Origin of the sequence: Psychromonas aquimarina ATCC BAA-1526 (genome assembly GCF_000428725.1) — a bacterium.
GTDB lineage: Bacteria > Pseudomonadota > Gammaproteobacteria > Enterobacterales > Psychromonadaceae > Psychromonas > Psychromonas aquimarina.
Genome location: NZ_AUAM01000049.1, coordinates 1 through 25,815, shown reverse-complemented (window position 1 = coordinate 25,815; position 25,815 = coordinate 1). Strand labels below are relative to the sequence as shown.

Here is a 25,815-nt window from a genome sequence, read left to right as displayed (position 1 = left end):
ACCCGAGTTAGCTTTACATCAGCTATTTGCATTATAGATATGCAGATCCGCGGATATGCACTCTCAGGTAACGGCACAATTCCGAAAAAATTACAGCTTATGCGCGAAGATGTTAAGCATTTTATCTTGCCTAAAAAAAGAAAACACCGAACGTTTCCACGTTCAGTGCTTTATATACCATCAAGGTACCCGTTAAGATATAAGCCTAAAATTGCTTAACCGAACGGCATTGCTTATGAAGACTGGCGTTTACCCAATGCGAAAGAACTGCACACTGTTTTAGACTACAGCCGTTCACCGGATACCAGCAGCAGTGCAGCTGTGGATCCGCTGTTTAATGCAACCTCGTTTGTTAATGAAGAAGGAGTAACCGACTGGGGGTATTACTGGACTTCAACTACACATGTTGATAATAACGGTGAAGGGCGCAGTGCCGCTTACGTTTCATTCGGACGTGCGCTGGGTTATATGAACAGCACGGTTATGGATGTTCATGGAGCAGGAGCACAGCGCAGTAACAGCAAGTCTAATGTTGCCGATGAGCCAGGTGCGCAAACCGTTAGCGGAGTTAATGGAATCTTTTATAGCAAGGGACCGCAGGGAGATATTTTACGCCTGGATAATAAAGTAAGGTGTGTACGTAATATCACGATATAGGTGAAACGTGACAGTAAAAACTGCTTTTTTGATCTAACAGCAGAGCGTCGATTATATTAGCGGCGCTCTGCTGAATTGCATCAGTTGCGGCTTTTCTTATCTGCACTCACGGCACTGACCAGAGCCGCGGCAGATGACAGCAGCATTACCAGTACCACGGGCAGCATTTTTCCGGAGCTGATAACCGCTGCAAATGCACTGACTGCCGCTCCGACTGCATACTGCATTGCACCCAGTACGGCAGATGCAGAGCCGGCATTAAAAGCATAGTACTTAAGAAAACAGGCACTGGCATTGGCCATAATGCCGCCGTTGGCCGCAATGCTGATCACAAAACCTGCCACCGCAAAATACAGCAGATCCGGGGCAATAAAAACTGAGGCTATTAAAATCAGTCCGCCGCCGACCTGCAGCAGTAGAAAACATTTCAGCAGCGTCGCGGGTTCATACCAGCGCAGCAGCAGAGTATTAAGGCGGTTAATGATTACCAGGCCGCAGATATTAGCGATAAACAGCATTGAGAAATGCGCAGCGCTTACCCCGAATATTTCCATATAAATCATTGAAGCATTGGTTAAAAAGGTCATCATAACCGAATAGGCAAAAGCTTGAGCGAACATAAAACCCAGGGCATTTTTTTGTCTGAAAACCGAACGTAAACCAGAACTCTTAGAGTCGGGTTGAGTTGTACTGAGTGTTTTTTTGGTCCGTTCTGAGAGTGTTGGAATAAACAACATTACCAGAGCAATTACAATCACGGCAATGACAGCCAGAAAATAGAAGATCCACTGCCAGCCGGACATGGAGAGGATCAATGTACCCACGGTTGGTGCGATGGAGGGGGCAATCATCATAATCAGTGCAATCAATGAAAAAAGCTTAGCGGATTCTTTTCCGCTGCTGATATCACGAATGATTGCAGGAACGCCGACTACCGCCATACCGCCGCCTGCCGCTTGGATAAAGCGCCACAGCCAGAGAGTTTCGATTGAACTGCTGGTGGTCAGCAGAACACTGCCGGCCGCAAAAATAAGCAGGCCGAGCATCATAACAAAACGCCGTCCTCTGCGGTCCGATAAAGGGCCGCCGATCAGCTGCCCGACGGCCATGCCCAGTATGTATAAGCTGACGGTAACGGATACCATTGAGATATCAACCTGCATCGCAGCTGCCATGCTCGGCATAGCGGGCAGGTAACTGTCGATAGCAAAGGGGGAGATGGCAAAAACCGCTGCTAAAGTGAGGATCAAGGTTTTAGAAATAGTCTTAGCCGCTAAAGTGCTGTCTGCTTCATTTGTTGTTTTTATTGTAATTTCTTCTGTTATGGATTGTGTTGTCATTAATACCTCTTATTTATCTTTCCAGAAAGATATTATATGGACTTTACCTTTCTGGCAAGATATATTGTCAATATAATTTTTCGCAGGAAGCTCACATTGAATAACAGTATTAAGCAGATTCTTGAAGCGGGGGCGCTGAACTGGCCTGAATGTGCTTCATCTACCTCTCCAGCCTTATTGCGGCTGCTGAGAGTCAGCGATATTTTTCAAAATAGCGCTCAAAAGCATGTCGAAAATTATAATCTGCAGAGAGCTGACTTCGGGGTGCTGTGTACTTTACGGCGCAGTCCTGCTCCTCACTGTCTCTCTCCGACCGCACTGTATCAGTCGATGCTGTTCAGTTCCGGCGGGCTGACTAAAGTGCTGGGGCGCTTAAGCCGGATCGATCTGATAGAACGCCTGGATAATCCAGAAGATAAACGCAGTAAATTAGTGCAGTTGACAACGCAGGGGAAAACACTGGTGGAGAGAATGCTGCCGGAACTGCACCTGCATGAACAGCGTATATTAGAAGTATTAAATAAAGATGAGCAGCAGCAGTTAAATTCATTATTAGAACGTATTCTGCTGCCGTATGAATAATCCGCGTTAAACTTTAAATTGGCCGATAAGTTCCTGCAGCTCTTCAGACATTGCAACTAACTGATTTGCTGACTGTAAAAAGTCACCTGCAATTTCCGTGGTATTTTCAACAGAACTGCTGATACTGTTAAGATTCTGGTCTATTTCATCGGCAACAGCGGTCTGCAGTTCAGCCGCTGAGGCGACCTGGTTGTTCATATCTGAAATTATTTGAATACTGCTCCGCATGGTGCTGATGCTTTGACCGGCTTGAGAAGCCTGCTCAACACCCTGCAGGGTTTTATTTTTACTTAGCGTCATTGCATCAACGGCTCTGGTGGTCGCGTTCTGCAGCTCTTCAATTTTTGACTTGCTTTCTAAAGTTGACTGCTGTGTTCGTGCCGCTAAGGTTCTAACCTCATCAGCAACAACTGCAAAACCGCGTCCCTGCTCTCCAGCTCTGGCCGCTTCAATTGCCGCGTTTAACGCCAGCAGGTTAGTCTGCTCGGCAATACTTTCTATCACTTCCAGTACAGTGCCGATCTCCTGGCTGTCGCTTGCTAATCGTGACATTGCCTGGTTGACCTGTTCAACATTTTCATTTAATTCCTCAATTACCTGGATGGTCTGCTGAACAACATTAGAGCCTGATTCAGCGTCAACATTCGCCTGCCGGGCCGCTGTAGAGGCTTGTTCAATATTCTGAGCCACATTTCTGGAATTCTCCGACATCTGCGTCATTGAAGTTACCAGCTGCTGCAGCTGATTTTTTTCCGAATCAATGCTCTGGGAAGAGCGTGCTGATAATTTATCTACGTCGGCCGCCGCACCTTGTAAACTGGAAGCTACCTGTTTAGTTTTTATTACTATATGATGAATTTTTTCAATAAACAGATCAAATGAATCAGCTAACAGACCGATTTCATCTTTACTGGTTAAATTGAGACGCTGCGTCAGATTGCCTTCACCCTGCGCAATATCCTGAAGTGCGACGGACACATGTTTTAACGGGGTGGTAATAGTATGAATTAAAATTACGGCGCCGACAAAACAGATAATAATCGCTAGTACTAATACAACAACAATGGCATTTTTAGACAGGCTGATCTGCTCTTCAAAATCAGATGATGTGCTTTGAATGTTGGTATTTGCGGCCAGTACTTCGGCACTTAACTTATTAATATTCTCTAAATCAGCTGAAAGCTGGTTAATACCTTTAACCTGGCGGTTAATGCTGCTGGTAAAATCACTCATTTTTGTGACAACTTTACTGACACTAAGCAGGGCTTCACGACGCATTATCTCTTCAATATCACCAACAGCATCGGTGACATCTTCTATGGTATCTTTGCCAAGTCCCTCGGGGATCTCTTCGGCAACTTCGCTGACTTCTTCGCTTAACTCATTTAAAGTTGTCGAAACTTGTTTTATTTTTCTCTCCAGTACTTTGATGTTCATATTAGTATTATTAATATTATCAACTAACTGGAGCATTTGAGATGAAATATCAGACAAGTTTTTATTGGCATTAACAATTTCGCTTTCAGATTTTTGTGAGTTCTGCACACCTGTTACTGATTTGCTCACAATCTCAGAAAAGCCGCCGGTCAGGTTATTAAAAGAGTATACGGTTAAAATCAACACCGCTGCTAATAACAGGCAGATAGTTATGCCGCCGCCGAGTAACTTGATACGGATAGTCAAAATAACCTCCTTACAATATTAATACCTGTCTGAATAAGCCTCTGATCTTGTATGCGCCGGCTTATTTACCTGATTCTTTTTCATACATGCCGACCGCTTTATTCATCTCTTTTAACAGCGGCAAATTGGTTTCAGCTAATTCAGTTATCTTATCGGCACTTATTTTTGTGGTTTTGTAATCCGCTGCGGAGGCCACAATAGGTTTGAAATTTACCCATAAGCCGTTAACAACATCCAGCTGCTCTCTAATATGCTGCGGTTTGGTGCCCGGTAAGCCTAAATTGTCATCACCGTCTTTTAGCCCTTTTAAGGTGTTTTCAAATAAAGAGTAAGTTTCCAGAAGGCTTAGTTTGTTGTCTTCAACATTATGACCATAGGCTACTAATAGAAATTCTTTACTCATTTTCTGGGTTAACATGCGCTGTTTGCCTGCAAGGTTGATGGTAGCCGCTAGACCCGGAGCTGCTTTAAGTCCGCCTTTTTTTGCATCTTTTTCATAAAGTCCCACCGCTTTATTCATCTGCTTGAGCAGCGGCAGATTATTCAGGGCAATCAGTGCAACTTGTTCTTTATTAGCGCTGTCAGCATCGATAATATCTTTTACTATAGGATAAAAACCCGCCCAGATTTTATCTATTTTATCGAGCTGGCGTAAAATGCGGCTGCTGCTGGTTGGCGGTAAACGTAGTTCACTGCTTCCGTCTCGTAATCCCTTCAGGGTCTTATCAAATAAAGTGGATGTGTTTTCAAGATTAACAAGATTGGCTGCTTTATTTTCATTCAATGCAATTAATAAAATTTCTTTGGACATTTTCTGAGTCAGCATGCGCTGTTTTCCGGAAAGATTAAGAACAACGCCGTATTCGGCGGATGTCGGTCCCTCAGCCGCATAGGCGCTTGTTACGGCAGGCAGTGAAAACAGTAAAAAACAAATAATCATGACCGGGTTTGTTAAAAGTATTTTAGTATTGGCGATATGCATTTATTCTCTCCTAAAACAAAATGTTATGAATAGATTAAACATTTGATAAAGATTAGTTGAGGGGGAACTAAGATTCATGGTCACCCTGGTTTTTATATCAAATATGTTGCAGTGGTCACGCCGGATTAAAGTAAACAGGTGTGTCTGTTGTAATTTTTCTTAGAAGATTTTGACGTTTTAATAATCCATGTGCCTATACTCAATATTAATGGACGCATGTGGTGACAGGAAATTGCGATGAAATATCTAGTGTTTATATTATTAATGATCTCTGCAGTGAGCAGTGCGCAGCCGCTGGCATTGTGTGTTGAGAAAGTGGATTATCCGCCGTTTATGGAGCTGGACCAGCAGAACGGGGTATTTTATCAGTTTATCAAGTTAATGAATGAACAAAGTGATCTGCATATTAAACTGGTCAGCCGTCCCTGGAAACGCTGTTTAAGAGAAGTAGAATTAGGGATATTCGATGGTGCCTTTGCAGTTATTTATACTGCGAAACGGGACCAGATGTTTGCTTATCCAAAAACTGCAGACGGACTCCTGGATAACTCTAAAGCTTTATGGAAGGTTAATTATCCGGTTTTTGTACATAAAGAGAGTACTCTGCAGTGGAATGGTGTTCAATTTAATCAGTCTGAAATACAGGTTGCTTCACCATTGGGTTATGTGGTGTCCGAACGGCTTGCTTTGATGCCCTCATTAATTGCATTAAATATGGAAGCCGTTAAAGGCCTGCAGTTAGTGGCGCGGCAGCGTTTAGATGCCTATGTAGTGGAGGACTCTATCGGAAAAAAAATTATTCAGCGCCATGGTTTGAATTCTGCGTTAACCACACTGGAGAAGCCGTTTCTGGTTAAAGACTGGTACATTGTATTATCTAAAGAGTTTGTACATAAACATCCGACTGCAGCCGGGCAGTTCTGGGAGTTATTAGCAGACGTGCGCAGGGAGCACGGGCAACGCTTATATCAGTTTTATATGAGTGAGGATTCTGAACCTTAGGTCGTTTAACGTTTTTTATCCTGATGTTAAGCACAAAAGGGTATTTGTGCTTAACATCATTTGTTATACCAATTCCATTAATTAGGTGGTCTATTTAGGCGTAGGAAAAATTAATGAAAGCAAGGCATTGATTGCAGTAACTAGTTGTTCTAATTACAAAATCAATAACGAAGTTAGCATTCATTTTAACCAGCATAAATGAATAAAAAATTAGTGGATTTGGTATTAATACAGTTCACTATATTCTTCAATAAAGGGTTTATTTCTTAACTGCAGAAATGCTAAGAATTGTTTTGCTGTATGGGTAATTACCTGTTCAGGAGGCATTCCTACTTTATCCAGCAGATCACTGACTAATTCTAACCGGCCTATCTGCTGGCAGAAATGTGCGTCTGTTCCCGTGGTTATATAAGCGCCGACATCCCGTGCAATACAGGCAATTTCAAAACAGCGGCTGGCGCTGCCGATACGGCTTGCGCCTTTAAGTGAACTGTTGTTAATTTCAATAGCGACATTAAATTCTTTGGCGCATTCAATCACAGCGCGGTAATCGAAGTCAAAGTTAGGATTGCCCAGGTGTCCAAGCGCATCAATACGTCCGCCTTTAATGACGTTAATCAGCGCCTGTGTATGTGCCGCTTTATCATCCGGGCCGAATACTGGTTCATGCAGGCTGGCAATGACCCAGTCAAGATGAGAATCAGTTTCTAAGGGGATGTCTATTTCACCCTTAATATTTAAAATATTCGTTTCAACGCCGCGGATCACTGCCACATCATTAAGAAATCTCGGCAGTATTTTCTGGTTAGCAAAAAACCAGTAATGAGGAGCACCGGGCATAGACTGTGAGTGATCGGTAGTGCAGAACATCAGCAGGCCGTTTTCTTTAGCCGCATGAGCATTTTCCAGCAGGGTGCTGTAGGCATGGCCGCTGGCATAGGTATGAGTGTGGGTATCTACGTCAAATTTCATAAAACCTCGTGTAATAATTAATTGAAAACCCGGAGAGTCTGGTGAATGTAAAAATCTTCTTCTAAGTGACAGCTCGAAATCCATATTGTGTAAAATGCTCTGCCTCGAACTGTGATTATGGTTTTGCCGTTAGTCTGTATTTTTATTTCGAGGCAGTGACGGCTGTGTTTAGAACATCCGGAAGATAATTTACTTTATACTGTGTTAATTGATTTTGAAATAGAGCAGGCATAACTTTTAGCATTTGTATTGTATAAAGTGCTTCCTGCAGGCAGAAAAATGAGCTGATAATTAAAACCCCGGAGAAATATACAGCCGGGGTTTATGATTTATGCATATTCAAGCTTACTGACTCCAGTTTACTCGTCCTGCAGGGCTGCGTGGGCCGCCGCAAGCCGCGCAATGGGGACCCGGTATGGGGAGCAGGATACATAATCAAGTCCTATGCGGTGACAGAATGCAACGCTTGAGGGCTCGCCGCCATGCTCTCCGCAGATACCAACCTTTAAGCCGGGTATTGTCTGACGTCCCTTATCCGCGGCAATTTTAACCAGTTGACCAACTCCTTCCTGGTCCAGCTTAACAAAGGGATCATCTGCAAATATGCCGCTGTCGATATAAGAGGGCAGAAAGCCGCCGGCATCATCTCGAGATAAGCCGTAGGTGGTCTGGGTCAGATCATTGGTTCCGAATGAAAAGAAGTCGGCCTGCATTGCAATCTGATCAGCCATTAATGCCGCCCGCGGCAGTTCAATCATGGTGCCTATCTGGTAATTAACTGTCACTGCGTAGTCGGCGAGCACCTGTTCAACAACGCGGACTGCATTTTTACGCAGAACCTTTAATTCGCTAACATGAGCAACCAGTGGGATCATAATCTCCGGCGCAATTTCATAACCTTCATTTTTAACCAGCTCACATGCAGCTTCCATAATAGCGCGGACCTGCATATCGTAGACTTCGGGATAGGTAATGCCCAGCCGGCAGCCGCGATGCCCAAGCATTGGATTGAACTCATGCAGTTCTTCGACACGCTCTTTTACTTTTGAAAAGGCAATTCCAGCAGCATGTGCGAGATCGGCAATATCATTATCACTCTGCGGTAAAAATTCGTGCAGCGGCGGATCCAGCAGACGAATGGTAACCGGCAGTCCTTTCATCTCACGGAACAGGCCGATAAAATCACCTTTCTGCATCGGCATTATTTTCTGTAGCGCTTTCTGACGGCCGGCGAGGTCCGCAGACAGGATCATTTCACGTACAGCCTGAATCCGATCCCCTTCAAAGAACATATGTTCGGTGCGGCAGAGTCCGATACCCTCGGCACCAAACTCTCTGGAAACTCTGGCATCATGGGGAGTATCTGCATTGCTTCTTACTTTCATAATGCGGTACTTATCGGCCCAGTTCATCAGCGTGCCGAAGTCTCCGCTGACCGATGCCTGTACTTTAGGCATATCCCCGAGCATGACTTCACCGGCGCTGCCGTCAAGCGTAATGATATCGCCGCGTCTAATGGTATGTCCGGATTTTGTAATAAGTAACTGTTTTTCGTAATCTATTTTCAGATCACTGCAGCCGGCAACGCAGCATTTTCCCATACCGCGGGCAACAACAGCCGCATGTGAGGTCATGCCTCCGCGGGCGGTAAGAATTCCCTGGGCCGCATTCATACCATGGATGTCGTCGGGACTGGTTTCAACCCTAACTAAGATAACCCTGTGTTTCAGACGGTTCATCTCTTCTGCTTCATCGGCATTAAATACTACCTTACCGCTGCAGGCACCAGGTGAGGCCGGAAGGCCTTTAGCGATAATATTTTTTTCAGCCGCAGGATCGATAGAAGGGTGCAGCAGCTGCTCGAGCTGTTCAGGCTTAACCCGCAGTACAGCTTCGCGCTCACTGATCAGATTATCAGACACCATTTCCACTGCAATTCTAATAGCCGCATGAGCGGTTCTTTTACCAGTACGAGTCTGGAGCATATACAGCTTACCGTTTTCTATAGTGAACTCGATATCCTGCATCTCTCGATAATGATTTTCCAGCGTATTGCGGATCTCCACTAACTGCCGGTAACACCCGGGTAAGACATCTTCCATTGCCGGCAGATCGTCGTCTTTATATTTGGCCTTATTAAGAGGCTGCGGTGTGCGGATCCCGGCAACTACATCCTCACCCTGAGCATTGACCAGGTATTCCCCGAAAAAATAATTCTCCCCCGTAGAGGGATCGCGGGTAAATGCAACGCCGGTAGCGCAGTCATTACCCATATTTCCGAATACCATCGCCTGTACATTAACTGCAGTTCCCCAATGGGAAGGGATATTGTTTAAACGTCGATAGGTTACCGCGCGCTGATTCATCCATGAGCCGAATACTGCGCTGACAGCCCCCCAGAGCTGCTGATGCGGATCTTCAGGGAACTGACTGCCGAGAGCCTGCTGATAACTGTTTTTGAATTCCTCAGCCAGCAGCTTTAGATCTTCAGCACTTAACTGGTTATCCTGCTCTACACCTTTACAACGTTTTTTTTCTACCAGCAGTTTTTCAAAAATGTCACCATCGAGCCCCATTACAACATTGGCGTACATCTGAATAAAGCGCCGATAGGAGTCATAAGCAAAACGCGGATCACCGCTCTGGTTGATAATGCCCTGAATGGTCTGATCGTTCAGGCCGATATTAAGCACTGTATCCATCATGCCGGGCATTGAGCTAGGCGCGCCGGAACGTACCGAAACTAACAGAGGATTGCTCGGATCGCCAAATCCTTTATCCATCTGTCTTTCCAGACTTTGCAGAGCAGTGCTGAACTGCTCTGACAGCTCTTCGGGATAACTGCCGCCGCCGTCATAAAACTCTCGGCACACCGCCGTTGTCAGAGTGAATCCAGGAGGAACCGGTAAACCGATGGCGCTCATTTCTGCTAAATTTGCTCCTTTTCCCCCGAGCAGGTCACGTAGTGAAATATCACCATCTGCTCGACCTTCACCAAATGAATAAACGTATTTAGTCATCTGTATTACTCCTCTGCGTATTTCTGAAAACAAAAAAGAGGGTTAAATGGATTGAATTTCCAGCCGCCGTTAGTTCAGAAAACAGATGTTGAGTTCTGTGCACTGAGCCGTGTTTTAATTCTTGAATAAACCTGTCTGAAATTTGAATCATTTTACCCGTCAAAAATAAAATTATTTTAAGGCGGTTTCTTGTTCATAAACTGCCTGCTGCAGTTGTTAAATTACTCTTTTATTTCTAAAAAATGACTGTTAACAACCATTGTCAATTAATTCTATTTCCAGTATGTGTCTTATTAGCGAAAACGCAAAATTTATGGTTAATAAGTGTTCAATTTTTATTCCAGCAACTATTTAAAATACTTGATAAAAATTCTCAAACGCAAATTATTACTTTTGAATATTTCACGGTGTAAATAAAGCAAAGGAGTTGTGTCTGTTTTCAAAGAGGCATAAGGTTTTTTAAGACAAATATATGACTGAAAATTATTAAAAATAAAACAAACTACCTCTTTGGTGTTGTTTTTGTGGCTGGCGTAATAAAAAATGACATATAAATGTAAAAAACTGCAGTTAGCGCTATTTACGTGATCTTGCTCTAATAAGCCTTAATTTGACTTGCGAAAAAAGGAAAATTGAATTCAAATAAGCTTTCAAACAACAAGTTAAGTAAGGAAGCCGCATGTTTAAAAAATCACTTATTGCAGTATCGATGATCGCATCTCTATCTGCATGTTCAACAATCAATGATTCGCAAAAAAGTGTTAATCAGTTAGCTGATAATTTAGATATTAACTACACAGTATTAAGCAATACAGCTGCTGCTGACGGGGTTGACTGTAAAGGTCTTGAAGCGGAATGGGCTTCATGTAATTCAGTTAATATGACATTAACCAACAGCGGCGACGCCGTTACAGCAAAAGACTGGTCTATCTATTTTCATAGTGTGCGTTTAATTTTAGCTGTAGATAATGAGCAGTTTAAAATTACGCGTATTACCGGTGATCTGCATAAATTAGAGCCGACGGATAAGTTTGACGGTTTTGCCGCCGGTGAAGAAGTAATTATTCCTATTACCGGTGAATACTGGCAGTTATTTGAAACCGATTTCTTCCCGGGGGCTTTTGTTACCGCACCAGATGCTCAGCCGCGCAGTATCGTCTCTCTAGATACCGAAGATACCGGCAGCTATGTTTCAGGTCTGCAGGGCGAATTATTAAAACGTACCGCGGGTGATAATAATATTGTGGCAGATGCGAACAGCCGTTTTGACAAAAATGCAGATGTTAAACAGCAGGATATCAGTCAGCAGGTAATGCCGACACCGCAGAAAACAGTGCTTAAAAACGGCAGTGCCGATCTGTCTGCGGGCCTGAATATTGTCAGTGACACGATTGATGCCGGTCAGCTTGAAGCCGTTAAACAGCGTGCTTCATTATTAGGTCTTTCAACAACCGGCAGTTACGATGTTAATATTGTTGTTGCTCCAGAGCAGTTTGCTAAAGATGCGGTTTCCGGTCAGTACAAACTGGATGTTTCTGCAGATAAAACTCAAATCAGCGCTTTTGACCAGGCGGGTGCTTTTTATGCCATGCAGTCACTGTTTTCATTAGTCAGCCTTGATAATGCTGTTATTCCGGCACTGACCATCGAAGATGCGCCGCGTTTTGAATACCGCGGGGTAATGGTGGATGTTGCACGTAATTTCCATTCTAAGGAAGCCGTTATTGCAACGCTGGAGCAGATGGCCGCTTATAAAATGAATAAACTGCACCTGCACCTTAGTGACGATGAAGGCTGGAGAATTGAAATTCCCGGCTTACCGGAACTAACCGATGTGGGCAGTAACCGCTGCTTTGATGAATCAGAAACCAGCTGTTTATTACCACAGTTAGGATCTGGTGCAGACAGTGATAATTTCGGCTCAGGTTTCTTCTCTAAAGCTGATTATATTGAAATTCTTAACTACGCAAAAAACCGTAATATTGAAGTGATTCCGGAGCTGGATATGCCGGCTCACGCCAGAGCTGCAGTGGTTTCCATGGAAGCCAGATTCAAACGTTTATCAGAAGAAGGCGATCTTGCCGGTGCAAATGAATACCGTCTGATGGATCCGCAGGATACCTCTAATGTTACTACGGTACAATTCTACGATAAGCAAAGCTTTATTAACCCTTGTATGGAATCCTCTTCGCGTTTTGTTGATAAAGTAATCGGTGAAATTGCAGCTATGCATAATGAAGCCGGCATGCCTCTGAGCACATGGCACTTCGGTGGTGATGAAGCTAAAAACATTAAGCTGGGCGCCGGTTTCCAGGATATTAATGAAGAGAAGAAAATTGCCTGGAAAGGGGATTTAGATCTTGCGAAACAAGATGCGCCTTTTGCAAAATCACCTTTGTGTAAAGCCGTTATTGACAGTGAAGTTGTACCTGATTATGAACATCTTCCAAGTTACTTTGCTGAAAAAGTCTCAAAAATTGTGGCACAACATGATATTGCCAACTTCCAGGCATGGCAGGACGGTCTGAAACACTCAGAAGATTCAAAATCATTTGCGACTGAGACAACACGGGTAAACTTCTGGGATACCCTATACTGGGGCGGTGATGCATCTGCTTATGAGTTCTCAGAAAAAGGTTACGATGTGATCATCTCTAACCCGGATTATGTGTATATGGATTTCCCCTATGAAGTTGATCCGAAAGAGCGCGGTTATTACTGGGCAACACGTGCAACGGATACACGTAAAATGTTTGCTTTTGCTCCGGAAAACTTACCGCAGAACGCTGAAACATCAGTCGATCGTGACGGTAACGGCTTTACCGGTGAAGGTAAAATAAAAGAAAGCAAACCATTCTACGGTTTGTCGGCGCAGCTTTGGAGTGAAACTGTGCGTAATGATGAACAGTACGAGTATATGGTATTTCCGCGAGTACTGGCCGCTGCTGAGCGTGCATGGCACAGAGCTGACTGGGAAAATGATTATAAAGTCGGTAAAAAATACTCTTTAGAATCAGATTATGTGGATCAGGCGCAGCTTGATGCTGACTGGCAGCGTTTTGCTAACATTATGGGCCAGCGTGAATTAGCCAAGCTTGAGAAAGCCGGTGTTGATTATCGTCTGCCGGTTCCGGGAGCAAAAATCAGTGCTTCTACGCTGCATATGAATTCACAGTTCCCGGGTGTAACACTGCAGTACTCTACGGATGCCGGTAAAACATGGATCAACTACTCAGAAACGGCTAAACCGTCTGTTTCAGGAGAAGTTGCAGTCCGCACTGTGTCTGCATCGGGTGAGCGAAGCAGTCGAGTAACAACTGTTAAATAACTTTCTTTAACAATTAATACCGCTATTAAGCCGATAATTAATTATCGGCTTTTTTGTTTACAGCAGTTTACATTTAGATGTTATTTTGTGACTGGCAAAAGCGCACATCGATTAACCGCTATATTTAAACTGCATTTCTATAGAGCCGATATAACAGGCGGAACGGCATCTGCCGCATCCGTCGCATCTGTTATTATCTACTTCAGGGCGTTTTTTCTGCTGCACTGTTATCGCCTGCTGCGGACAGGAGTCGGCACAAGTCTGACAGTTTCCCGAAATACTATTAATACAGTTTTTCTGAAAAAACGGGCGCAGTCCGATATCTTTATTCTCTGATGCTAATGCGCCGGAAGGACAGATGTCACTGCACAAAGCGCACTGCGAGCAGTGATTGTAATCAAGATTGATAACCGGGCGACTCTGAGATATTTCGATAACATGCTCAGGACAGGCGCTTTTACACAGATCACATGACTGACATAACTGCACAAAAAGCGCTTCCTCAACCGCTCCAGGCGGTCTTGGACTTTCTCTGTACAGCTCTTTTATCTGCTCATTTTCGGAGGCCTTTTTAAAACCCGAAAAGATACCTCTGAATAAGCCGCGCCGGCTGACCGAGTGATGCTGTAAATAAGCGCGGTAATAGCGTTCGTCACGGTCAGGCATCAGGAATACAGCTGATAGTGTATAGTTTCGATATGCATGGCCTGTTTCAAAGCTTTTAACCAGTCTCTGCATATTGCAGCTAAGGTTTTATAAACGTCTGTTTGTGCGTGTTTTATAAAACAGTCTAAATAGTGGAAAGCCCAGGGCAGGAGATGCTCGGCAAATAAAACGGCGGCCGCATCAAGGTTTTGCTGTTTTTCAATAAGATGGGCGGCTGCAAATAATGATAAGCCAAACTGATCTTCGGGCTCGCGCATACCGGTATCTACTTCAATCTGATGCAGCGCCAGAAAGCTTCGTAAACGCAGAGTAGAATCACCGAAAATGACTTTCTCCCGATCTAAATAGACCGAACCCCAGGGCGGTGCCGGCATATTATCGCAGCCTTCAAATAAACTCTGATAATCGCTGTATAGCATCTCTTGAGAAGTGTTTTGGTAGTGCTTTATAAAATCACAAAACGGACTTTCAGACAGATCTTCACTTTCCCGGAGTTCTTTTAACAGCAGCTGGTTATAGTCACTGGTCATAGGGAAGTAAAAAAAGCTGCCTAATAAGCGCGCTGTAATAGCAATATTGTGCATAGTTGGTTCTCTAACATAAAGTTGAATAGCTCGCTGGTGGTACGAGCACAGTAAATTTCGAGTTAATTAGGGGCATAGGTAAAGCTGCAGAAGTGAAAACAGTTTAATTGTAATCACTTCTGCTCGTCTCTTTGCTAACTTACATTCCTGTTGTCATATGCAGGCCGTAAAATATACCGCGGGCAATAAACTCAGAAACAAACATTAAAACAAAAGCCGGTGCAAGTAGTAACGTTGTCGGTTTATCTGAAGTAATAAGAGGTTTAAACCACAAAGCTAGAGCCGCCAGCATTAAAGCGCCGCGAATAAGCTGCAGCTGCTGCATGTTGTCGATAATGCCGGCTGCTGCAGTGACTGCTGAGTTAATGCTGCTAAGGTCAGTCATCTGCAGAACAGTTACCACTAAACTGACTACTGCAGCGATGGCGCCGGCAACAGGCAGTAACTTGTGTCCTGCCTGTTTAGACTGAGCGCCTGTCAGCAGAAGCTGTGCAAATAACAATCCCGACAGCAGCATGGTTAAGATAAAACCAAACGGTGTAAAGATGTTGTTCCAGGTCGGTACAGTATCGATTAAATACACTTTAATCATGGCATACATAAAGACTATGCCAATCAGCATCGCCGCGGCTAAAAGCATTTTTCGTACTTGCGGTGTGCCTTTATTGAGCATTGACAGCAGCCAGTAAAATCCGCCGGCGGCAAAGAAAAGGCTGCCGAAAAATATTTCATTTGAAAGCCATGAGCTGCCCACCTGATTAAGTGCATTCATAGCACGCAGAGGACTGCCAAGGTGAGCTGTTGAGGCCATAAAACCCAGCCCCATCAAAGCCCATAGAAAGAACATCGCCTTATGCAGCCGGTTTTCTTCATTTAAAGATAACTGACCGCTTAACAGCAGACCGCCCAGTACTAAAAAAGATCCCACTGATGTTTGTGCTAATACCGTAAATAACATTAACGGCCATTCATGCCAAGCCATATTATACCTCCTTTGGATTCGCTAAGTGCCCGCTTTGATCATCAGTCGGACGTGCATTACGATTCTGTTTAATAACAATATTCGGTTTTGTTGTTAATGATGACGGCAGCGGTGCCACATCGGCATTTGTGCCGTATTTCTCGCGCAGCTGTGCAATAGGACCAAACTCCAGCGCCCGTAGCGGGCAGGAGCCGACACAGACAGGCTGCATACCCTGTTCTACGCGCTCAAAGCAGCCGTCACATTTTGTCATATGTCCTTTTTCTTCATTGTACTGCGGCGCACCGTAGGGGCAGGCCATGGAGCAGTATTTACAGCCGATGCAGGTTTTTTCATCGACAACTACAAAACCGTCTTCACGTTTGTGCATGGCGCCTGACGGACAGACCTTGGTACAGGCAGGCTGATCGCAGTGATTACAGGCTATTGATAAATAGTATGAATAGACACTCTGACGATAAATTTCGCCTTCTTTTAACCAGTCGCCGCCTGCGTATTCATAAACGCGGCGGAAGTTGACACCAATATCTAAGTCTTTGTTGTCTTTACATGATAACTGGCATGTTTTGCAGCCGGTGCATTTGCTTGAATCGATATAAAAGCCGTATTGCTTCATTAGTTAACCCTTATACTTTGTTAACAAGCTGCACATCAACCAGGTTGGTATGCTGCGGATTACCTTTAGCCAGAGGGCTAGGGCGTTGTGTTGTGAGTACATTAATGCACCCGCCGTGATCTATTTTTTGTCCGTCCGGTGCATACCAGGCGCCTTCACCTAAAGCCACTACACCGGGTAAAATACGCGGGGTTACTTTTGCGGCAATATGCAGTTCACCACGGTCATTAAAAATACGAATTAAGTCGCCGTTATTAATACCGCGGCCTTGTGCATCCATGGGATTGATCCACATCTCCTGCGGTGCTGCATCTTGAAGCAGGCTGACATTGCCGTAGGTTGAATGGGTACGCGATTTATAATGGAAGCCGGTTAACTGCAGAGGATAGTTCCCCTGTTTTGAATCTTCCCAGCCTTCGAAGGTTGGTGCGTAAACCGGCAGCGGATGAATCACTTCATCCTCGGCTAAATCCCAGGTTTCTGCTAATTCAGCCAGTTTTTCAGAGTAAATTTCAATTTTACCCGACGGCGTAGACAGCGGATTAGCCTTAGGATTGTTACGGAAGTCCTGATAAGCAACAAAATGATCTTTCACTTTACGTTTGTAGATGCCTTGTTTACGCATTGCCTCGAACTCAGGCAGGCTTGGATCTTGAGCGCGGGTCAGCTGATAAAGATGACGCAGCCAGCCTTCCTGATCCCGCCCCTCGGTAAAGGCTTCTTTTACCCCTAATTTTTCAGCAAGTCCGGTACAGATATCATAAATACTCTTTGCTTCAAACTGTGGTTTGATAACCTGCGAAGCAAAGATAAAGTAGGGCATATTGCCTGCGGAGGCATCCATACAGAAATCAGACTGCTCTGAGGTAGTTAAATCGGGCAGAATAATATCGGCGTATTTTGCTGATGAAGTCATATGGTTATCAATAACCACAATCATTTCACAGGCTTTTTCATCCTGCAGAATATCGTGGGTACGGTTGATGTCCGAGTGCTGGTTAATAATGCAGTTACCGGCGTAGTTCCAGATAAACTTAATCGGCACATCCAGTTTGTCTTTACCGCGTATACCGTCTTTGACTGCGGTCATTTCCGGACCGCGAACAATCGCATCGGTCCATAGGAACATTGGAATAGAAGCTTCTACTGGATTCTGTAAAGTCGGGAAACGCACAAAAGGAATGCTGGATCCGCCTTCACGAGCGCCGCTGCCGCCGCCGTTAATGCCGACATTACCCGTTAGTAAAGAGAGCATGGCAACTGCACGAGAGGCAATTTCCCCGTTGGCAGTACGCTGAATACCCCAGCCTTGAATAACGGCACAGGGTTTAGTTGAGCCTATTTCTCGTGCTGCTTTTATAATGATATCAGCCGGGATCCCGGTAATCTTAGATGCCCATTCTGGTGTTTTTTCTACAGCGTCTTCACCTGAACCTAAGATGTAAGATTTATAGTCGCTTTTGGCCGGTGCTGATTTCGGTAAGGTTTTTTCATCGTAACCGACACAGTATTTATCCAGGAAGGGCTGATCCACCAGATTCTCTGTGATCATCACATGTGCCATGGCCGCAATAAAAGCAGTATCTGTTCCCGGACGAATTGGAATCCACTGATCTTCGCGCCCGCCTGCGGTATCGGTATAGCGCGGATCAACCACGATTAAGCGGGCGTTTGATTTTGCTTTACCTTCCATAAAGTGATGAATTACGCCGCCGCCGGACATACGTGTTTCTGCCGGATTATTACCAAATTGAACAATCAGTTTACTGTTCTCAAGATCCGACGGGGAGTTATTGTTCGCCCAGCCGCCGTAGGTATGACTTAAGCCGGCAGCAATCTGCGCAGAAGAATAATCGCCGTAATGATTGAGATAGCCGCCGCTTAAATTCATTAAACGAGCAAGTAAACTGCCGCCGGGAGGCCATGATTTTGTCACTGTACCGCCAAGGGTACCTGTACCGTAATTAAGATAGATAGCTTCATTACCGTATTCTTTTTTAATACGGGTAATATCAGCGGCGATATCAGTGAAAGCTTCATCCCAGCTGATTCGTTTGAATTTACCTTCACCGCGTTTACCGATTCGTTTCATTGGATATTTTAAGCGGTCCGGGTTGTAAACTCTGCGGCGCATGGAACGGCCGCGTAAGCATGCACGCACCTGATGTTCGCCGTAATTGTCGTCGCCGCTGTTATCGGTATCGACCCATTTTATTTCGCCGTTTTCAACATGCATTTTTAACGGGCAGCGGCTGCCGCAGTTAACTGTACAGGCGCTCCACACTACTTTTTCTTTATCTGCAGATTCTGCCAGAGTAGAAGCCTGCACTTTAGTTGTTTTAAAAGGCAGGGTCAGTCCTGCTGTAACGGCAGCTGCACCGCTAAACAGTGCACTGGATTTGAGAAAACCGCGCCGGTCAATCTGCGGATTTAACAGTGATTTTAAGTTGATTTTCATAAAATAATATTCTCGTTCATATAGGTTGGATATATTGTTTCATCCGCAGTATTGATCTTTTTCCATAAAGAATATTGTTCCATATCAATAATGTAATCACATCATTCATAAACCAGACATAAAATAGGGTTTATAAGTAAGGAGAATTTAATTAATACAATTAAATCATAAGTATATGACTATAATTAGCTTCATCCACTGACGGTTTATAGTATTTTTGGTTAATCATATATAGGTATTTAATGCAGGTTTTGCGCTGATTAACGAAAATGAGAAGTGGTGTTTGAGAGTGCAGGTTATAGAAAAACAAAACACAGTGAAAACATCAATTTTCACTGTGTTTGTGCGTGATTATTTTGTGATTTGCTGTTGATCGCTAACTGATCATGCTCAGTATCATACCCGCACTAAGGTACAAAGCGACCATAGCAACGATAGGTAAACGCAGACTTTTAAGTAGATATAGACCTAAGATAACTAACGCCATGTCGACACTGTTAATCACCGCACTGGCAAATACCGGCTGATAAAGTGCAGAGAGAAGAAGACCAACAACAGCCGCGTTAACCCCGTTCATTGCACCGCTGACCGCCGGAACCGCAGCCAGCTGGCGCCAGTGTTTCAGAACTACTAATATCAGAAGAAACCCGGGTAAGAACACCGCAATCGTGGCCAGTAATGCGCCCCATATCGGGTTAAGCGGCAGCAGTTCAAAACCGAGAAAAGTAGCAAAAGTGAACATCGGACCGGGAACCGCCTGAGCGGCCGCATAACCTGTTAAGAAGCTGTCCTGTGTTAGCTGATCTCCCACCAGACTTTCTAATAACGGCAGTACAACATGTCCGCCACCGAATACCAGGCTTCCCGCCTGGAAGAAATCAGAAAACAGCTCAATTTGCGTTGAATAATGAGCAAGAGTCGGTAAGCCGGTTAACAGGGTCATGAAAATCAGCAGCGGCGGCCAGTTTAAGTCTTTTTTGATACTGAAAGACGGTCTGCTCTGATTATCATTGGCTAAGAATTTTCTGCCGATAACAGCGGCTGCGGTCAGCACGGCAATCTGTGAGCCGATAGAGGGAAACACTAACAGCACCAGAGCAGTAAATACACATAACGCGATACTAATTTTCTGTTTACAGAAATTATTAAACATGCCCCAGGCCGCATCTGCAACAACAATAACGGCCAGCAGTTTTAAGCCGTGTACGGCGCCGATAAACAAACTGTTTTCAGTTAAAGAGTGGCTGAGGGCTGCAATTATCAGCATAAGCATTACAGAGGGCAGGGTAAAACCGAGGAAGGCGGCCGCTGCACCGCCTAAACCGCCTTTGTGATAACCGATGGAAAAACCCACCTGACTGGATCCCGGGCCGGGAAGAAACTGACTGAGCGCAACAAATTGTCCGTATTTTTCATCACTCAGCCATTTGTGTTTTTCCACAAAGGCATTTCTGAAATAACCAAGATGGGCTGCGGGACCGCCGAAACTGACCCAGCCGAGCATAAAGAATTTAATGAAGATATCTAGCATAAGTGCATTTCCTAAAAAACTAAAATTAATTGAATTAAATTGATGCCATGAAGATAATTAAAAACATATAATGATTCAAATTGATTGTTTTGGTTGTAACTATGAATGAAATTAATTGGCGTGCCGTTGACTTAAATCTGCTGGTGGCTTTTACTACGTTAATGGAACAGAGAAGTGTGACTAAAGCAGCTGATAAACTGGCGGTAGGGCAGTCTGCTATGAGTCACAGTTTGTCACGGCTGCGCAGTTTATTAGATGATCCGCTGTTTTCCCGGCAGGGACATCTTATGGTGCCGAGTAAAAAAGCGCTGGAGCTGGATCCGGTAATCAGCCGTATTTTGAATCAGATTTCCACGGAGGTTTTGTCTGTACAGGAGTTTGAGCCGTCAACCTTTGCCGGCACCTTTAAAATCGGTTTAACAGATTATGCTGAACTGCTGTTTGCGCCGCTTTTATTTGACGCGCTTAGCGGCCTGGCACCTAACAGTCAGATTTGTTTTTATCATGTTGATAAGGGCAACTATCAGCAGGTGTTTGATGAGCATAAGCTGGATCTGATGCTAGGCAGTATCACAGAGCAGGATAAAAACTTCAGCCGGAAGTTTCTTTATACTGAGCGTCATGTCTGCCTGTTTGATCATCAGGCAACCGGTATTAGTGTGCCGATCTCCATGGATGACTATCTCAGCGTTCCCCATGCGCTGGCAAATCCGGGAGGGCAGCTAAGCAGTCAGGTTGACTCGCAGCTGGCGCAGTTAGGTCTGCAGCGCCGGGTAAGTGTTACCTGCCGCAGTTTTTTAACCCTGCGTCATCTTATCCGCGGCAGAAAACTACTGTGCGTGGTGCCGGAATTAATGGCGAAAATGGATCTGTTTTCTAATGAACTGCAGTACGGTCAGGCACCGGTAGAGGTCCCTGACTTTGATATCGAAATGTTATGGCAGAGACGTAATGACCGGCATTCAAGAAGCTTATGGCTGCGGGATCTTGTCAGCAGAGCGGTTAGTGCGCAGCTGTTTAGATAAAAGTGCCTCCTGCCGTTTTTTTAAGTCCTGGCAATTTGCATCAGCCAGGGCTGAGATGTACTCGCTGGTATCAAGCAGACGGTTGGCAAAGCCCCACTCGTTATCACACCAGACTAGCAGTTTTACTAAATGACCGTCGCTGACGCGGGTCTGCGTGCCGTCAATAATGCAGGAGCGCGGATCATGATTAAAATCGATGGACACCAGCGGTGCTTCTGTATAACCGAGAATTCCCTGTAGTTTATTTTTTGAAGCCTGCTGCAGACAGTGGTTGATATCATCGATAGTGACGCTTTTGCTGACGGTAATGCTCAGATCCATCGCTGTCACATTAATAGTTGGTACGCGCACCGCAATGGCTTCAAATTTATCGGCAAATTTAGGTAATATGCGTTCAATACCGGCGGCTAATTTTGTATCTACCGGAATAATAGACTGACTGGCTGCACGGGTACGGCGCAGATCCGAATGGTAAGAGTCGATTACCGGCTGATCATTCATTGCTGAATGGATAGTGGTGATGGTGCCGCACTTAATATCAAAGGCTGCGTCCAATGCATCTATTACCGGTACCATACAGTTAGTTGTACAGGATGCACCGGAAATAAATGTTTCGTCGCCGCTCAGCTGCTGATGGTTAACACCGTAGACTACAGTTGCATCAACGTCGGAGTCAGCGGGATGGGAAAAGATAACTTTTTTTGCTCCGGCACCGAGATGCGCCTGCGCATCACTGCGGCTGCCGTAAATACCGGTACAGTCAAGCACAATATCAATATCATGCTCTTTCCAGGGCAGATCTTTGAGCTCAGTAAATTGAACTAAGTGAATACGGTCATCTTCAATCTGTAACTGGTTATCAACCAGCTCTACCGGAAAAGGAAAACGTCCATGGGTCGAGTCATACTGGGTTAAGTGGGCAATGGCCTGCGGCTCTGCAGGTTCATTAATAACAACAATCTTGATCTCATCCTGGCGGTTACTTTCATATAATGCGCGCACGACACTGCGTCCGATTCGTCCGTAACCGTTAATAGCAATTTTAATTGACATAATTGAGGGGTAACCACTTAATAATAAAAATGAATGCCATTGTAGAATAAAATTTGCCATAAGCAATATTCAGGCACAATAATGTTTATGCGAAGGTGCACAATAGTTATGAGTTAGAAGATTACGGTATTTAGTAACTAAGGGCGCTCGGGTGATAATAACGGCAGGTTACAAAACAGAGGGATTTATTATGCTTGCTGACAAGTTAATTATTGCGGCAGTTTTACTGAGTATACTTTTGTCATTGTTTACCAGCGGGATTATTTCTGCGCTGTTTGATTTATCTGCATTTTCACTGCTGCTGTTTCATTTATACAGCAATAAAGGCCATTCAGGCTTGTTAAAAAGGCCTTAAGAGTTACCTTAGGCCTTAGAAAATAAAAACGGGAAAGCTCTCCCGTTTAGTTTATGTTATAGGTGTTTTTAAGGCATAAACACCTGGATATAAGCTAATGAGCTCGTCCCTATGATCACCCATAGGATTATGCCTAACAGAAGCGGTTTGAACCCTGCAGCTCTGACTTTCTTAAGGGTAATACCTGAGCCGATTAAAAATAAACATAATACTAATAAACGTTTTGAGGCGCTGAATACCTCCTGATAAAGCCCGGAAAACTGCGGCAGATAATGCGCGATAACAATCGCGACGCAGTAAAAGACAATAAACAGGGGAATGGTAATTTTTTTACTGTCGCCTTTAAACATTAACGCACTAAGAAAAGCAATTGGAATGATCCATAATGCGCGGGCGAGTTTTAAGGTTGTGGCAATTTGTAAAGATTCATTACCGTAAGCTGAAGCCGCACCAACAACCGATGACGTGTCATGAATAGCAATAGCACTCCATACCCCAAAGGCATGCTGACTCATATTCAGCAGGTGGCCGATTAAGGGAAATACAAATAACGCCACAGAATTAAGGATAAAAACGGTCGCCAGGGCATGAGAGGTGTGATCCTCCTTCGCATTAATGGCAGGAGCTACGGCCGCAATAGCGCTGCCGCCGCAGATAGCGGTGCCCGAAGCGATTAAGTGCCCGGTTTTTGATTCAATGCCCATCATTTTAGTTAACAGCCAGCCGAAAAACAGCGTGCTGAAAATTGAAGTTATAATCAGCCCCATATTACCTTTACTGGCATCCATTGCCTGCTCTAAGTTGATACCAAACCCTAAACCAACAATGGAATAAGCCAGCAGTTTCTTAGTAAGTGCATTTAAGTTTATTTGCCTGGGAACCAGACCAAGTGTTGCCAGAAAAAAGCCGAGTATTAAAGCAATAGGAGATGAAATAACCGGTGACAAGCAAAGCACGGCGACGGCAATAAACACCACATCTTTTTTAGATGCTTGTTTAACTAATTTAATTTTTTTTATATTGGTCAGCATAACGAACCTCGATATTGGAAGAGAGGGTATTTTGTGTCTTTATCTTTGTTTAGTATATTCGAACGTAATTAACGGCGCGTTAAGTTTAAGTTAACACGCTTGCCGGTTATAATACGCAATATAGTCAATAGGATTTTATGTTTAAGCAGTTTTGAGAAACTAACGGGTGAAAGTACAAGTTAGATAACAGCCTTGTTAATAAAATTTAAAGCTGATTATTATACTGGATTAAGTATTTTATATAAATTAGCGAAACAAAATATGCTTAATGAGTATACCGCGCTGTATATTTTCGAATATGCAAGCTGCAGGCTGCGATTGCACGAATCAGTTGTTCGCATTTTCTGCCGTATAAAATCTACAGCTTCAAGCTTCATCATTACAGATTTGAAAAGCGCGATAGAGTACAAAAATGAAACACCTGAAATCTGTGTATTAAATTCATTGCCGCTAAAATATGGAGGCTGGTTTTGTTGTGTTACAATCGCTTCAGTTATAAAACATGAGGTAGGTATGGCAAGAACAGCAGCAGCTTTGCATATATTGGTAAAGCATAAAGAACAAGCAGATGACATTATCCAGCAGCTCAAGAAAGGTGCGAAGTTTCAGTCGTTAGCAAAGAAATACTCAACCTGTCCGTCGGGTAAAAAAGGCGGTGATTTAGGTGAGTTTAAGAAAGGGCAGATGGTGCCGGCATTTGATAAAGCTGTCTTTACTGGTGAAATATTAACGCCGCTATTAGTGAAAACTAAATTCGGCTGGCATGTTATTAAAGTACTGTATCGTACTTGATACTAGTTTATTAGTGCCGTGTGCTCGAGTATGTTATTCAGTAGAAATATTTATTAAGGATTTAAAATGCAGAAACTGACATTAGCTTTTGTATCGATTTTGACATTATCTGTCTCTCAATATGCGCAGGCAGAATCTATTTCCCGAGCACAGGCTGAAACGTTAATGGCTGAGTGCAAAGTGTTTCGTACACAAAAAATCGAGCCGCTTAAAGCAATTGAAATTGATAAGTGCATTAATGAGCAGGGTAAAGAAGCCGAAACATGCAGCCGATTATATGACGGCTATGGTGAAACTCACATATATGCTAACGGTAACATGCAGATGGGATTATTTTGGGACTCGCCAATATGTGATAAAGCACTTACTGTAGAAAAATACTTTAAAATGCACCCAGGTAAAGACAAATATGAAAAGGGCAATAATTGAGTTCATCTGTTAATGACCCTATTCCAGCCAACGTAAATCTACAACATGTTGTTATGGTGTGTATTGCAGGCAAAATGGACGACCGAAGTCGTCCGTTTTTAATTAGTAGTTTTTGATATGAACTTCTTTATGATCAGAATCTGTAGTGATATATATATCGATTTTTTCACCATCGGTTGTAAAATGAGTGCTTGTAACAGTACCCATCATTTCACCTCGACCTTTCCAAAGAGGTTTTGTTCTTGCAAAATCAGTTGCTTCAGCTTTAGTCGTATCAATTGTAGCAGTTTCTAAGAACTTTTCTGCAGCAGCTTGACGAGCTAATGAATGAGAACCAAATGCATCGTTAATAAAATCATAATGTTTTGATGTGTTATGATTAGCATGAGCTAACGTTTTACCACGAGTTACGGTAGTGTTCAAAAATCTGTGTCATTTCAGTAAAATAGATTAAAACAGGAATGACACATGACAAATAAATTTAACTTTAACGATGCAGTTAAAGATCTTCAAGCAGGCAAGAACCTTAACGGTAAAGACGGTGTACTCACATCTCTTATCAAGCAGTTAACCGAAGCAGCACTTCAAGCCGAGATCGAACAACACCTGGATAACGACCAACAGCCTAATCGGAAAAATGGCTCTAGCACTAAAACTGTAAAGTCAGCTGTTGGGAGCTTTGAGCTTAATACTCCTAGAGATCGTAGTGGTAGTTTTGAACCTCAAC

General features: G+C 43.9%; 22 protein-coding genes and 1 pseudogene. 9 read left to right on the top strand and 14 right to left on the bottom strand.

What is annotated here, in order from left to right; translation table 11 throughout:
- Both G337_RS29075 and G337_RS26425 read left to right on the top strand, forming a co-directional pair.
- A pseudogene (locus tag G337_RS29075) lies at positions 1-219 on the top strand (IS4 family transposase); the annotation flags it as partial.
- 9 nt (positions 220-228) lie between these two features.
- Positions 229-657, top strand: a complete 429-nt coding sequence (locus G337_RS26425) for an Lcl domain-containing protein (protein WP_281170213.1) — start codon at positions 229-231, stop codon at positions 655-657.
- 80 nt (positions 658-737) lie between these two features.
- On the opposite strand, the gene G337_RS0116230 is transcribed toward G337_RS26425, so the two are convergent.
- Complete coding sequence (locus G337_RS0116230) at positions 738-1,997, bottom strand: multidrug effflux MFS transporter (protein WP_028864837.1); 1,260 nt, start codon at positions 1,995-1,997, stop codon at positions 738-740.
- 96 nt (positions 1,998-2,093) lie between these two features.
- Between G337_RS0116230 and G337_RS0116225 the strand changes: the two genes are divergently transcribed.
- Positions 2,094-2,579 carry a MarR family winged helix-turn-helix transcriptional regulator gene (locus tag G337_RS0116225; protein WP_028864836.1) on the top strand — a complete coding sequence of 162 codons (486 nt, stop codon included), beginning with the start codon at positions 2,094-2,096 and terminating at the stop codon, positions 2,577-2,579.
- 6 nt (positions 2,580-2,585) lie between these two features.
- Here the strand turns inward: G337_RS0116225 and G337_RS27810 are convergent, their stop codons facing one another.
- Together G337_RS27810 and G337_RS0116215 are read right to left on the bottom strand one after the other, a co-directional pair.
- Complete coding sequence (locus G337_RS27810; protein ID WP_051303313.1) at positions 2,586-4,262, bottom strand: methyl-accepting chemotaxis protein; 1,677 nt, start codon at positions 4,260-4,262, stop codon at positions 2,586-2,588.
- 61 nt (positions 4,263-4,323) lie between these two features.
- A complete protein-coding gene (locus tag G337_RS0116215; RefSeq protein WP_028864835.1) occupies positions 4,324-5,244 on the bottom strand; it encodes a type IV pili methyl-accepting chemotaxis transducer N-terminal domain-containing protein in 921 nt (306 codons plus the stop codon).
- Positions 5,245-5,481: 237 nt separating this feature from the next.
- Between G337_RS0116215 and G337_RS0116210 the strand changes: the two genes are divergently transcribed.
- The gene (locus G337_RS0116210; protein ID WP_028864834.1) at positions 5,482-6,246 is read left to right on the top strand and encodes a type 2 periplasmic-binding domain-containing protein; all 765 of its coding nucleotides are present in this window, start codon (positions 5,482-5,484) and stop codon (positions 6,244-6,246) included.
- A 225-nt stretch (positions 6,247-6,471) separates the two neighbouring features.
- Here the strand turns inward: G337_RS0116210 and G337_RS0116205 are convergent, their stop codons facing one another.
- Entirely contained in the window at positions 6,472-7,218 is a 747-nt protein-coding gene (locus G337_RS0116205; RefSeq protein WP_028864833.1) for a phosphatase, read from the bottom strand.
- A gap of 359 nt (positions 7,219-7,577) precedes the next feature.
- Positions 7,578-10,238: a pyruvate, phosphate dikinase gene (gene ppdK, locus G337_RS0116200; RefSeq protein ID WP_028864832.1), complete on the bottom strand. Its 2,661-nt coding sequence runs from the start codon at positions 10,236-10,238 to the stop codon at positions 7,578-7,580.
- A 679-nt stretch (positions 10,239-10,917) separates the two neighbouring features.
- On the opposite strand from ppdK, the gene G337_RS0116195 reads away from it, so the two are divergent.
- Positions 10,918-13,566 carry a beta-N-acetylhexosaminidase gene (locus tag G337_RS0116195; RefSeq protein ID WP_028864831.1) on the top strand — a complete coding sequence of 883 codons (2,649 nt, stop codon included), beginning with the start codon at positions 10,918-10,920 and terminating at the stop codon, positions 13,564-13,566.
- 111 nt (positions 13,567-13,677) lie between these two features.
- Here the strand turns inward: G337_RS0116195 and G337_RS0116190 are convergent, their stop codons facing one another.
- The 6 genes from G337_RS0116190 to chrA all read right to left on the bottom strand — a co-directional run bounded on the left by G337_RS0116190 (position 13,678) and on the right by chrA (position 20,403).
- Positions 13,678-14,232, bottom strand: coding sequence for a ferredoxin-type protein NapF (locus G337_RS0116190; RefSeq protein WP_028864830.1), 555 nt, complete (start codon positions 14,230-14,232; stop codon positions 13,678-13,680).
- Positions 14,232-14,816: a Tat proofreading chaperone DmsD gene (dmsD, locus tag G337_RS0116185; RefSeq protein ID WP_028864829.1), complete on the bottom strand. Its 585-nt coding sequence runs from the start codon at positions 14,814-14,816 to the stop codon at positions 14,232-14,234. Before dmsD ends, G337_RS0116190 begins: the two co-directional genes overlap by 1 nt.
- Before the next feature lie 139 nt (positions 14,817-14,955).
- Positions 14,956-15,798, bottom strand: coding sequence for a dimethyl sulfoxide reductase anchor subunit family protein (locus G337_RS0116180; RefSeq protein ID WP_028864828.1), 843 nt, complete (start codon positions 15,796-15,798; stop codon positions 14,956-14,958).
- 1 nt (position 15,799) lies between these two features.
- The gene (locus tag G337_RS0116175; protein ID WP_028864827.1) at positions 15,800-16,414 is read right to left on the bottom strand and encodes a DMSO/selenate family reductase complex B subunit; all 615 of its coding nucleotides are present in this window, start codon (positions 16,412-16,414) and stop codon (positions 15,800-15,802) included.
- 10 nt (positions 16,415-16,424) lie between these two features.
- On the bottom strand, positions 16,425-18,872 hold the full coding sequence (locus tag G337_RS0116170; RefSeq protein WP_051303310.1) for a DmsA/YnfE/YnfF family dimethyl sulfoxide reductase: 2,448 nt from the start codon (positions 18,870-18,872) through the stop codon (positions 16,425-16,427).
- A 376-nt stretch (positions 18,873-19,248) separates the two neighbouring features.
- Complete coding sequence (gene chrA / locus G337_RS0116165) at positions 19,249-20,403, bottom strand: chromate efflux transporter (RefSeq protein ID WP_028864825.1); 1,155 nt, start codon at positions 20,401-20,403, stop codon at positions 19,249-19,251.
- A gap of 101 nt (positions 20,404-20,504) precedes the next feature.
- Here chrA and G337_RS0116160 point away from each other — a divergent pair, with 101 nt between their 5' ends.
- Positions 20,505-21,428: a LysR family transcriptional regulator gene (locus G337_RS0116160; RefSeq protein WP_028864824.1), complete on the top strand. Its 924-nt coding sequence runs from the start codon at positions 20,505-20,507 to the stop codon at positions 21,426-21,428.
- Here the strand turns inward: G337_RS0116160 and epd are convergent.
- A complete protein-coding gene (gene epd, locus G337_RS0116155; protein WP_028864823.1) occupies positions 21,375-22,481 on the bottom strand; it encodes an erythrose-4-phosphate dehydrogenase in 1,107 nt (368 codons plus the stop codon). The genes G337_RS0116160 and epd overlap by 54 nt on opposite strands.
- Positions 22,482-22,904: 423 nt before the next feature.
- Positions 22,905-23,867 carry a YeiH family protein gene (locus G337_RS0116145; protein ID WP_051303308.1) on the bottom strand — a complete coding sequence of 321 codons (963 nt, stop codon included), beginning with the start codon at positions 23,865-23,867 and terminating at the stop codon, positions 22,905-22,907.
- Positions 23,868-24,380: 513 nt separating this feature from the next.
- Here G337_RS0116145 and ppiC point away from each other — a divergent pair.
- Positions 24,381-24,659 carry a peptidylprolyl isomerase PpiC gene (ppiC, locus tag G337_RS0116140; protein ID WP_028864821.1) on the top strand — a complete coding sequence of 93 codons (279 nt, stop codon included), beginning with the start codon at positions 24,381-24,383 and terminating at the stop codon, positions 24,657-24,659.
- A 66-nt stretch (positions 24,660-24,725) separates the two neighbouring features.
- Entirely contained in the window at positions 24,726-25,088 is a 363-nt protein-coding gene (locus G337_RS0116135; RefSeq protein ID WP_028864820.1) for a hypothetical protein, read from the top strand.
- A gap of 102 nt (positions 25,089-25,190) precedes the next feature.
- Here the strand turns inward: G337_RS0116135 and G337_RS0116130 are convergent, their stop codons facing one another.
- Positions 25,191-25,511: a hypothetical protein gene (locus tag G337_RS0116130; RefSeq protein ID WP_028864819.1), complete on the bottom strand. Its 321-nt coding sequence runs from the start codon at positions 25,509-25,511 to the stop codon at positions 25,191-25,193.
- Between the two features lie 45 nt (positions 25,512-25,556).
- Between G337_RS0116130 and G337_RS26410 the strand changes: the two genes are divergently transcribed.
- Positions 25,557-25,815: transposase (locus G337_RS26410; protein WP_211235816.1), on the top strand; the 259-nt coding region annotated here is incomplete at its 3' end.